Origin of the sequence: Streptomyces adustus (genome assembly GCF_009377175.1) — a bacterium.
Classification (GTDB): domain Bacteria; phylum Actinomycetota; class Actinomycetes; order Streptomycetales; family Streptomycetaceae; genus Streptomyces; species Streptomyces adustus.
In genome coordinates, this window is the sequence record NZ_VJZD01000115.1 from 16977 (window position 1) to 28166 (window position 11190).

General features: G+C 75.0%; 5 protein-coding genes. All 5 read left to right on the plus strand.

From position 1 onward, the window contains the following. Positions 1–34 precede the first annotated feature (34 nt). Entirely contained in the window at positions 35–4030 is a 3996-nt protein-coding gene (locus tag FNH09_RS25625) for a tubulin-like doman-containing protein (RefSeq protein WP_238427098.1), read from the plus strand. Further along, positions 4027–6801 (plus strand): hypothetical protein, encoded by a 2775-nt coding sequence (locus FNH09_RS25630; protein ID WP_152891994.1) that lies wholly within the window; start codon positions 4027–4029, stop codon positions 6799–6801. The genes FNH09_RS25625 and FNH09_RS25630 overlap by 4 nt, the downstream gene beginning before the upstream one ends. Further along, positions 6798–7994, plus strand: coding sequence for a protein kinase family protein (locus FNH09_RS25635; RefSeq protein ID WP_152891995.1), 1197 nt, complete (start codon positions 6798–6800; stop codon positions 7992–7994). The genes FNH09_RS25630 and FNH09_RS25635 overlap by 4 nt, the downstream gene beginning before the upstream one ends. Further along, positions 7991–9094: an AAA family ATPase gene (locus FNH09_RS25640; RefSeq protein WP_152891997.1), complete on the plus strand. Its 1104-nt coding sequence runs from the start codon at positions 7991–7993 to the stop codon at positions 9092–9094. The genes FNH09_RS25635 and FNH09_RS25640 overlap by 4 nt, the downstream gene beginning before the upstream one ends. Before the next feature lie 6 nt (positions 9095–9100). After that, positions 9101–11190, plus strand: a 2090-nt coding sequence (locus FNH09_RS25645) for a DNA polymerase III subunit gamma/tau domain-containing protein (protein ID WP_476691270.1), incomplete at its 3' end; no start/stop codon positions are given.

The window sequence follows — 11190 nt, forward strand, 5'->3', positions numbered from 1 at the left end:
CGGGACGCCCCGCGTCCCGGCGGAGGACCACCATATGAAGATCTTCCAGCCGATGCTGTTCGTCGGTCTGGGCGGCACCGGCGGACTGGTCGGAGCCGAGCTGGAGCGACGACTGCGGGCCGAACTGTGCGGACCCGACGGAACCGCGCTCAACCGACTCGGCATCCCGCTGCGCTACCAACTGCCGGAGTGCCTCCAGTTCGTCTACGCGGACTTCAGCGAGTCCGAACTCGCCCGACTGCCCCACCTCAGCGCCGACAACGCGCTGCGCGCCGCCTACGGCCGCACCGCCCGCGCCACCCACGACCTGCTGCCCGACCACGACAGCTCCCCGGAGGTCACCCGCGAACTGCGCGCGGTGATGCGCGACGAGGTCAGCGGCTGGCTGCCGCCGCGCACCGGCGAACCCAAGGTCACCCCGCTGCGCAACGGCGCCGGACAGCTGCCCACGGTCGGCCGCGCCGCCCTGTTCGGCACCCTGCGCAACGGACTCGACCCGGTCATGGGGCCGCTGCTCCAGGCCATCGACGCCATCAGCCGCTCCGGAGGCGAACTCAGCCAGCTCGGCGGCGGACCGATGTCCGGCTGCGACGTGTTCGTGGCCTTCTCGGTGGCCGGCGGCACCGGCGCCGGCATCTTCCTCGACTACCTCCACCTGATCGGGGAGGCGTTCCGGGCGAAGAACTTCACCGGCGCCCGGATCTACCCCCTGGTCGTCATGCCGTCCGCCTTCCCCGCCTCCTCGGGCGGCGGCCGCGAGGCCGAACTCAACGCCGCGCGCGCCGCGGTGGACCTCTTCCGGCTGGTCGACGAACAGAACGTGCCGACCGCCGAGTCCGACCTCGGCGACACCGACCTGGACGCCGCGACCCACATCCGCTACCCGGGCGTGCACCCGATCCGGCTGCGCACCGGCATGGTGCCGACCGCCTTCCTGTTCAGTCGCACCGCCGGAATCCGCCCCGACGACCTGCGCCGCTCCATCGTCTCGCTGGTGATGTCGCTCGTCGGCACCGAACTGGGCGACGGCAGCGGCCCGCGCGCCCGCGCCGACGACGACTACCAGACCTTCGCCGCGAGCTTCATCAACCGCGGCCTGCACCGCGCGGTACGCGCCGCCTCCGGCATCGGCCACCGCGGGGTGTCCACCAGCCTGGTCGCCTCCATGACCGCACCGCTCGACGAACTGGCCGCGCTGGTCTCCTCCCGGATGCTGGCCATGTCCGTACGCCGGCTCACCGAACCCGTCGCCAAGGCCAGCCACGAGTACGCGGGCACCGTCCGCAAGATGTTCGCCGACTCGGGCCTGGACGAACTGTGGACCCGCGAGGCCCTCCCGGTACCCGAGCCCGACCCGCTGCCCCGGGGCGGGATCGCCATCGAGCAGGCCCTGCGCGACCGCATCAGCGACATGCAGGGCCTCCTGGACGACCTGCGGCGCAAGGTGGACCGGCGCGCTCCCGCGCTCGCCGAGCAGTTCGCGCCCCGCGCCGCACTGGAGCGGGTGCTGCGCTCCGCCGGCCTCTTCCAGGCCGAGCGGATCGTCAAGGGGGTGCCCGGCGACCCGGACCCGGTGACCGTGCTCGGCTTCCTCGGCATGCTCGACAACCGCGGCCGCCAGCCCGTACGCCCGGCCGGAGTGGAGGCCCAGCCCCCCGCGGTCCCCCGGATCAGGGGCCGGATCGGCGGCCTGTCCAAGCCCCACTGGGGCGACGCCGACGTGGTGGCGGCCGTCGAGGCGCAGGACCGCTGGTACCAGTGGCGCAGCCGGGTCGTCTGGCACGAGGGGTGGCGACGCCAGGAGCAGCGCTGGCGCCCGGCCGCCGCGGCGCTGAACGCCGAACTGAGCCTGCTGGTCGAGGCGTTCCGCAAGCACGTGGAGGAAGAGCCCAGAGCCTTCCAGGAACAGGTGCAGGAGCTCTACGACGACCGCACCGGCGTCTCCTACCTGCTGCCACCGCAGAGCAACCTCCGCGACTTCTACGACGACCTGCGCGAACGCCTGATCAAACGGGTCGGTCTGCGGGACAACGACGACGAGTCGGCGCTGCTGCTCAAGATCGTCGACGCCGACTGCTGGCAGTCCTCCTACACCGCGGGCCGGCGCAACCCCGCCGCGGCCGTCGCGACCGTCAAGGCCGCGGTAGAGCAGCGGGTCAAGACGCTCTTCGCGGAGAGCGGCATGCAGGCCGACGAGCGTCCGCTGCTGCCGTCCATGGCGATGCTGCTGAGCGCCGCGGCCGGGGTCGGCGACGCCGCCGAGGAGGTCGGCAAGACCGCGCTGGAGCAGTTCCGGTTCAAGATCGCCGGTCTGCTTCCGCACGGCTTCGTGCCCGAGGGCGGAGGACCGCTGAAGGTCCTCATCGTCTACCCGCGCATCCAGAACAAGGACGCGGTCGAGGAGTACCTGCGCAAGTCCCTGCTGCTGCCCAGGGACGGCAAGCGCTCCATCGAGTTCCGCGGGGTCGAGACGGACTCGATCACCGTCGTGCTCTTCCGCAGCGAGATGAGCCTGACCGAGGTACCCGAGGCCCGCAACGTACTGCGCCGCTGGGCCAGGGCCCGCGACGTGGAACAGAGCGAGGACGTGCTGGGCTGGCGGCAGCGGCTCGGCTACCGCGACGACTGGCTGGCCAGCACCGAGGAGGACCGCAGGCACATCCTGCACCGCCTGCTGTGCGCGATGTGGAACGGCCAGCTCACCGTCGTCGAGGGGGACACCGACTCGCCGTCCCGGGTCCGGGTCCGGCTGTACGAGGAGGACGGCCCCGACGTCCCCGGCATGACGCTGCGGCTCGACGAGTACCAGGGCGAGATCTCCGGCTGGGCCGGACTGCTGCGCTCCTACGAACGGTGGGCGCTGCTGGACGAGGGCCGCATCGTGGAGGACTACTGCGGTGTCCTGATGCGGGTCCAGCCCAAGGGCCTGTCGCTCTCCGGCAGCACCCCCGACCCGCTGTTCGTACGCTTCGTGAACGAGATCGCGCCGCGCCAGCTCCAGCTGCTGGACAAGCTGGAGCAGCAGTCCGGGCACTGGTCCGCCGAATGGATCGGCCCGCTGCGCCAGTTCTGGGGCGAGACCCTGCCCGGCGCCCTGGAGGTGGCGTTCACCGAGAAGCGGGCGCTCCAGCCGAACCTGCGGTCGCTGGCGGCGACGATGCGCAACGAGCGGTTCACCGCGGTGGATCCCGGGCCGCCCCCGCCGCGGGCGCCTCGGCGCACGGAGACGAAGGACGACTGGGGGACCACGCGGCTGCCCCGGGCGCGCTCCGACGCGGCCGACGAACCGTACGCCGGCGCGGCCCGCAAGGACCGTGCCGCGCCCCGGCCCGCCGCCGAGCCTCCCGCTGCCGCGTCTCCCGTCGCCGAACCTCCCGCCGCGGCGCGGACGCAGGCCGCCACCAGCCGGTACGACCTGCCCGACTGGCCCGAGCAGCCCCGTTGGCCCGAGCGGCTGACGGGCGAGCCGGACCCGGGCCCCCGACGCGCACCCGCCGATCCCCGGCCGGCCGTGGCGTCCACCGGATGGGCGGACCCGCAGGACGCGGCCCGCGCCGACGCGGTGGACGACCCGGCGGTCGAGGAGTTCCCGTGGCTGGGCAGCAGCCTGGAGAAGTCCGGCCCCGATGAGGGGAGTTCGGGTTCGGATCGGGGTTCGGGATCCGGCTCGGCGGCGGACTCGGCAGGCGACTCCCGTCGGACCCCCACCGGCGGTGCCGCGGCCACGGAGCCGTCCGCCTCGGGAGATCCGGCGTTCGCCGCCGACGACGGCCGCCCCCTGCACCCACCGCAGGACTTCCCCTGGACCACGTCGGACGACTCCGGGTCGGGGGACTCCGCCGTGGGCCACCCCGGCCCCGCCGACCCGGCGCCGGGCGACTCCGCCTGGCGTGACACCACGTGGAGCGCGTCCACATGGAGCGAATCCACGTGGAGCGACTCCGGCAGCGGGTCCGGACCGGACCACACACCCGACCGCACGGCCGGGCACCGTGCGGCCCGCGACCCCTGGGAGCGTGACCCCGAGTGAGCGAGGTCAGGGACGGGGCACACGCGGTGATCGTGCTGGACCTGCGGTCCGGAGCGCACCGGCTGACGGCCCCCGGCGCACTGCGCAGAGCCGTCCAGAAACAGCTCAGGCACGAGGGGCTGCCCGAACCGGGCGACGGACACTACCGGTTCCTCCTGCTGGACACCCCGCGCGGGCTGACGGACCACCACAGCCTGTACGAGAAGGTCCTCGGCTACGGCACCAAGGCATGGCTGCTCGGCCTCGTCATCGGTGATCTGCCCGGCACGGCCGACACCGACGCGTCGACCGGCCCGTACGACGACTTCCCGGCCGCCCCGGAGTCGGGCCCCGACGCCGAGCCGGGCGCCGCGCTCAACCGTCGTCTGCTGCGGCCCGCGGCGCTGCACGGCCCCGACTCCGGACTGCTCTGGGCCGGGGACCTGCGGGCCGCCCGCACCGCGGGCGACCCCGTCGGCGCCGACGACCCGGAGGCGCTGGCCGTCCTCGTGGACCTGCTGCGGGCGCTGTTCGACGAAACCCTGGACACGCTCGCCAAGTTCCCGGACGCGGTGGCGGTGCCCGGGGTCCGGGTGCTGGAGCACGACCTGTCCGGCGCCGCCCGGGCGCGCGCGTGGCGCGAGGCACTGAACCGGTTCGCCGGTGAACGGTCCTCCGGCACCCCGCTGTCGACGGACGGCGAGGACACCGCCCGGATCGAACTCCCCAAGCCGGTCGACGAACTCGCCGCGGGCCGGCCCGCCGGACCGGTCCCGGGCCACCGGGTCCCGGGCGGCCCGGCCGACCGGGCGTACACGGACTGCGTCGACGCCCTCGACGACGCCTGCGTGGCCTGGGCGCAGCTCGGCAGCGGCAGCGGACTGCTCCTCGGAGCCGGCCGACGTGCCGTCGCCTCGGCCCTGGACACCGCCTCCCGCACCCTCGGCGCCTACCGCGCGCTGGTCGTCAGAGCCCTCAAGGAGGGTGCCGCGGGAGCCTCCCCGGCCACCCCCGAGTCGGCGCTGGCCCTGGCCGGTCTCGGGGTCCGGATCCCGCCGTACACCGGCAGCCGGGAGGCTGTCGGGGAAGGCCTGCACCGGCTCGCCGAACGGATGCTCGCCGAGCGGCTGGCCCTGCGCAGTGTCGCCGAACGCTTCGCCGCCCTCTCCGAGCAGGTGGCACCCGCGTCCGGCGCGGGGCTGCTCGCCGAGACCGACCGGCGCTGCCCGCCCGAACTGCCCGGACTCGTCTCGGCCGAACAGGACTTCACGGTCTCCACGACCGGCCCCGGACAGCTGGCCGGTGCCGTGGCCGCCTGCGCGACGGCGGCCCTGTGGCCCTGGCCCGGGACCCTCGCCGCGCTCGCCGTCCTGCTGGTACTGGTCGGCGGCACCCTCCTGACCGGCCTGCGGCAGCCCGGCCGCGCCACCACGGGCGCGGGGGCGGCCGCTGCGGCCGCACAGGCGGCGGCGGGAGCCGTGGGAGTCCTGGGCGGGATCCTGCCGAGCGTCATGGGGGTGTCCGTACCGCCCTGGGCGGGGCTGCTGGGCGCCCTGTGCGGCACGGCCCTGGCCGTCGCCCTCGTGGTCTCGCGTTGGCGCCGGGCCCTGGACCGCTGGTGGGAACTGACCGGCGCGGACGACGCCCGCCGGGCCCTGGACGGCCTCGACGCGCTGCTCGCGGAAGCGGTGCTGCGGCAGCGCTGGGCCGCCGAGGAGCGCCTGCACTGCGCCGACGCCGCTCGTATGGTGGCCGGCGCGCTGCGCGGCGCGGCGGCCACCGTCGAGGAGCTCGAACACCACCGCGGGGAGCCGGACTTCCTTGCCGCGTCGACCGCCGGGGGCTGGCAGGATCCGGTCCGCGAGGCCCCCGACGGCCGGGGCCCCGGCCGGTTCGCCGACCCCGACGACGGCTTCGCCCGGCCCGGCTGGATGCCGGAGCCGGATCCCCGGCCGTCCGCGCCCGGCGGCACCGGCGACAGGCCCCCGGCCTTCGGGCCGGACGGCACGGACGGCCACGGCCCGCACGTCCCGCAGGCGGACCGGGCGTCCGGCGACGGCCCGCGCTGGCTGGACCGGGAGGCGGGAGAAGGCGGACCCAGGCTCGTGGACACCCTGGTGGGCGACCTCACCGACACCCTCGTCGGCGCCCTCGACCCCTACTGGGGGGCGGTGGCGCGAGGACAGGCCGCGGGGCCCGCGCTCAGCCGGGTCGAGGAGCGGATGCGCCTCATGCTGGAGGTGACCCGCCGTCATCTGTTCACCCAGGGGGTCGTTTCGCCACCGCCGTACGCCCGGTCGGTGGAGCGCCGGGGCAACGCCGAGGGACTGCTCGGCATCGGGCACCAGCGGGTGGCCGACGCCATCGAGCCGGACCCGCAGGGCCGTCGCATCGTGGATCTGGCGTCACCGCGCCAGGCACCGCTGCTCAGCAAGGATCCCACCGGCGTGGAGTGGATCAGGTTCGCACCCCAGGCCGTCTGGAGCGGTACGGAGGGCCGCGGCGGGGCGGGCGGCGGTGCCGAGCCGGACGGCCGGAGCCCCGGGACGACCCCGCCCGGGATGCGCAGCCGGTCGGTGTGGACGTCCACCGGGCGTTACGCCGGACTGCTGAAGCTGGTTCCGCTGCGGACCGGCGTGGTGCGGCCGGTCCGGCTGCGCGAATGGGCCGACGACCGGTCCCCGGCCCGGGACCGCTACGGCGACGGTGGCCGGGACCGCTACGGCGACGGTGGCCGGGACCGCTACGGCGACGGTGGCCGGGACCGCTACGGCGACGAGGGGGGCGAGTGAACGAGCGTACGGCGCGGCCTGGGGGCCGCGGCGCGGTCGCCAGCGACCTCGGTCCACAGGCCGACGGCACCGAGATGCCGCCCGACCTGTCCTTCACCACCCCGGGCGGCCTGCGCCACCGTGCGCCCGCCCGCTTCGGACCCGAGCTCGGACGGGTCGTGCGCCCGCCCCTGCTGGCCAGGGAGCTGATGCTCGGCGACGCGTGGAAGGGCGTACAGGTGCGGCTGTCCTCCGCCGACGTCCGCGACCCGCACGAGTTCCAGGCGCTGGAGGCCGAGGTCGGCGCCGCCCTGACGGTCCACCGCGCCTTCTTCGGGAGCCCGTTCCAGGGGCTGTTCCCGGTTCCGGTCGGCTACGACATGGACGCGGCCGAACCGTTCCTGATCTACGCCACCCCCCGGGGCGGGCCGGCCACCGGCCTCGTCCACGGCATCTCCACCACCGACCAGCGGATCATCGAGCGCGATCTCGTGCTCGCGGTACGCCTGTTGGAGGGCCTCGGACTGGTCCACCGGGGCATCGTGCCCGCGGCCGTCCGCTGGGACGGCGAACGGGCGCAGCTGTGGGACCTGGGCGCGACGGCGCGGATCGGCGCCCCGAGGACACCCTGGGGCACCGCGCCGTACGCGTCGCCCGAGCAGCGGGCCGGGGTCGGCGAGGTCGACGCACGGGACGCGCTGTGGAGCACGGCCCAGCTGATGTACCAGCTCGTGGCCGGCCGACAAGGCCGGCCGGACGGTCCTCCGGCCGACCTCGACGCCTACCGGTCCCTGGCGCAGAGCCTCGGCGACGCGTTCGCCCCCCGGGCCGAGGACCGTCCGACCCCCGCGCGGCTGCTCGGCCTGCTGGCGCCGGACCCGGACCCGGCGACGGTCCTGATGGCCGGCCCCGACCCGCTGGAGCCGTACCGCAGGGAGTTCGAGGCCGTGCTCGACCGCAAGCGCGCGGCTGTCGGCATCGACGGACACGCCGGACGCGCCGAACACGACGGAATCGGTGGAACCGGCGGGATCGGCGGGCAGGGCGTGCCGCGCGGTCCGGGCGCGGGCGCGGCGGAGGGGTACGGCGCGCCCCTGGACGACAGACCGCGGGAGAACCTGCACCCGCCGGGCCAGGACCGGGGCCGTCTTCGCGGCTGGCTGGGCGGCACCACCGATCGTGAGCGCGGCAGAAGCGGAAGGGGACGCCGGTGAGCGTCACGACGGCACCCTCGGCACGGCTCGAACCCGGGCAGATCGTCTGCCCGTACTGCCTGGAGATCGTCGTCTACGACGAGCGGGCCCTGCATGTGCGCAACGAGAAGTCGCAGTACGAGCGCCTCGACACCAGCGGCCTCACCAACCCGCTGCGCCGCGCCGACGTCCTGCGCGGGGCCTTCCAGCTCTGCCGGAACACCGAGGGCATCAGCCAGCACTACATCCCCGTGCCCTATCTGACCCACGGCCGGCCGCTGACCGTCGCCATGGTCGGCACGTCGGGCACCGGCAAGAGTCATCTGCTGACCCAGATGGTCGCCGAGATCACCGACGGCTGCCTGGCTCCCTTCGGGGTGCGCTGGCAGTCGGTGAATCCCGCCGACCACTCGGTGTTCCTCAAGGAGCGGGTGGCGCCGCTGCGCGCCGGCGAGCAGCTGGAGGCCACCGGGCAGACGCCGTTCGCCGAGTTCGTCGAGGCCCTGCTGCTCACCGGAGCGGACGGCCAGGTGCGGCCGGTGGCCTTCTTCGACCTCGGCGGCGAGGACCTGGTCCGCACGGACGCGCTGCTGCGCTTCCTGGTGGGCGTCGACGCCCTGGTCTTCGTCGTCGACCCGCTGCTCGCCTGCGGTCTGCCCCAACTCGACGAGCCGCGCGAGCGGTACCGCCTGCGCGTCAGCCGGAGCGACCCCGCCTTCGAGACCGTGCTCGACCGGCTGCCCCGGCAGGGGGCGTACCTCGACGTGGCGACGGCCCTGGTGGTCGGCAAGGCGGACCTGCTGCGCTTCGAACCCCCGGTGGACCGCTGGCTCAGCCGGCCGTCCACGGCCCCGTTCGACCCGCGGGCGGTGCGGGAGGAGAGCCGCGACGTGTACGCGTTCCTGCGCCACCATGCGGCGCCCGCCTGGCTGCGGCCGTTCGACAGCGCCCTGCGCTGCACCCTGCACTTCGCCTCCGCGACCGGGGGCCAGCCGACCAACGGCCGCTTCCCGCACGGAGTGCGCTCCCGGCGGGTGCTGGGCCCGCTGCTGTCGATCCTCGCCATGTGCGGACTGCTGACCGAGGACCCGGCGCACCGGCCGTCCACGATGGGGATGTGAGCTGACGTGGACCAGCGCAGTGAAGAGTGGCTCGACCAGATCGTCTTCCGCTGGGAGGGCAACCGGGACCGCAACGGCACGGGCATCACCGCGGTGGCGTACTCGTGCGCGGGGGAGCGCGCCGAGGAGCTGAGAGAGGAACTGGCGCCGCTGCTGCGGGTGGAGGGCAGTGAACGGCCGAGCCAGGTCCGCCAGATCAGCAGAAGCGGTGACGTGGTCGTCATCAACCGCAGGAGCGGCCCCGACGCCCACGGCCGCGCCAGTACGGAATCCCATGCCCTGGTCGGCGGCCGCAACGTCCTCAAGCCCCGGTTCTGTCTGACGCTCAGTGAACTCCCGGTGCCCGCGGCCGGTCTGGCCGGCGGCCGCGGGCTGCGGCAGGCGGCGCCCGACGCGTTCAGCGAGACGGTGGTCCGCGAGTGGCGGCGGTTCAGTGCGCGGGTGGACACGGTGGCGCGACCGCTCGCCGTGGTGACGGCCCAACTGCTGCGCACCCCGGAGCGCTTGATGTCGGTCCGGATCCCGGACTTCTCCGCTGCCGGGGCGAACGAGACACCGCTGCTCGTCTGGGGACTGTGCGGCATCTTCGGCGACTGGCTCGGACAGGACTACTGGACATACGCGACCTGCGACACCTCCGACACCCATGGGCTGCGCGTGGTGGGTGTGCCGGCCTGGCGCAGGTCGGCGACCGAGGACGCGCGGGTGGAGCGGATCACGCTCGAGAACGCACCGCGGGACGAGGCCGACGCGGTCGCGAGGGAGCTGGTCCGACTGTTCGTGTCGGACCCGGACTACGCGGACGACCTGCGCGAGCTGTTCAAGCAGGTGCCCCTGGAGGCCGAACTTCCGGCGCCCGAACGACTGCTGGAGCTGGGCCGGTTGCTCGGCACGGTCCGCGGCACACGGCCCCGGCCGACAGCGCCGACGACCGCGCCCGGGACCGCGCCGCGGGAGTCGGCCCATGGGCCCGGGACGGACCCCGCCCATGGGCCCGGGACGGACGCCGCCCATGGGCCCAGGTCGGAGCCTGCCCCTGGGCCCGGGGCGGAGGCGACCCACAGGTCCGAGGCGGTTCCGCTCCGGGGCACCGGGGCGGAACCCCTTCACACGCCGGTCGCGGAGACGGTCCAGGGGCCGGTTGCGGACACCGTCCGCGGGCCGGTCGCGGAGGCGATCCACGGCCCCGGTCCCGGTCCTCGTCCGGGTTCCGGTCGTGGTGCGGAGACCGGTCGTGGGCCGGTTGCGGAGCCGGTGTTCGACCCCGGTTCCGGGCGTGGTGCGGAGACCGGTTACGGGCCTGTCGCGGAGTCGGTCCGTGGTCCAGAGTCGCTTCCCGGTTCTGGTAGTGGTCCCGGGACCGGTCGCGGGTCGGTCGTGGAGACGGTGCGCGGTGCCGGTCCTCGTCCGGGTTCCGGGCGTGGTGCGGAGACCGGTCACGGGCCTGTCGCGGAGTCGGTTCCTGGTCCCCGCCCCGGTCCTGGTCCGGAGACCGATTATCGGCCGGTCGCTGAGACAGTTCAGGACCCCGGTCCTCATCCTGGTGCCGGGCGGGGTCCGGAGACCGTTCACGGACCGGTCACGCAGCCGGTCCACGGACCCGGGCCCGAAGTCGGCCCCGGCCTGGGGCCCGGCCCCAGGTCCGGCCCCGGGCCGGAGAGCGTTCGCGGTGCGGGCGCGAAGGCCGTGCACGGGCCGGTGGACGCGCCGGTCGGGCGGGGGACCGGCCCGGCGGCGGTCCGGTCGTCGGATCCCGCCGATCCGTACGCCGGTGGCCACCACTTCACGCCCCCGCGCACACGGCGGCCGGACACGGAGACCCCCGGCGGCCCCGGCCCGGCCCACGGGTCCGACGGATACCCAGGGCCCGACGACGCATCCGGACCCGGCGCGGACGGAGGATCGCACCGGGACCTGCTGTACGGGCATCAGCACGAGCAACGGCCGCGCCGCCGACCGCACTCCGCGCCCATGACGGGCCGTACCCGGCCCACGGCCGACCAGGAACCGAGGTCCGCCGCGGCACCGCCGCGGTCCCGGCCGGTGCCGTCCGCCCGCCCGGCGACCGACACCCCCCGACCCGCGCACACCCAGCC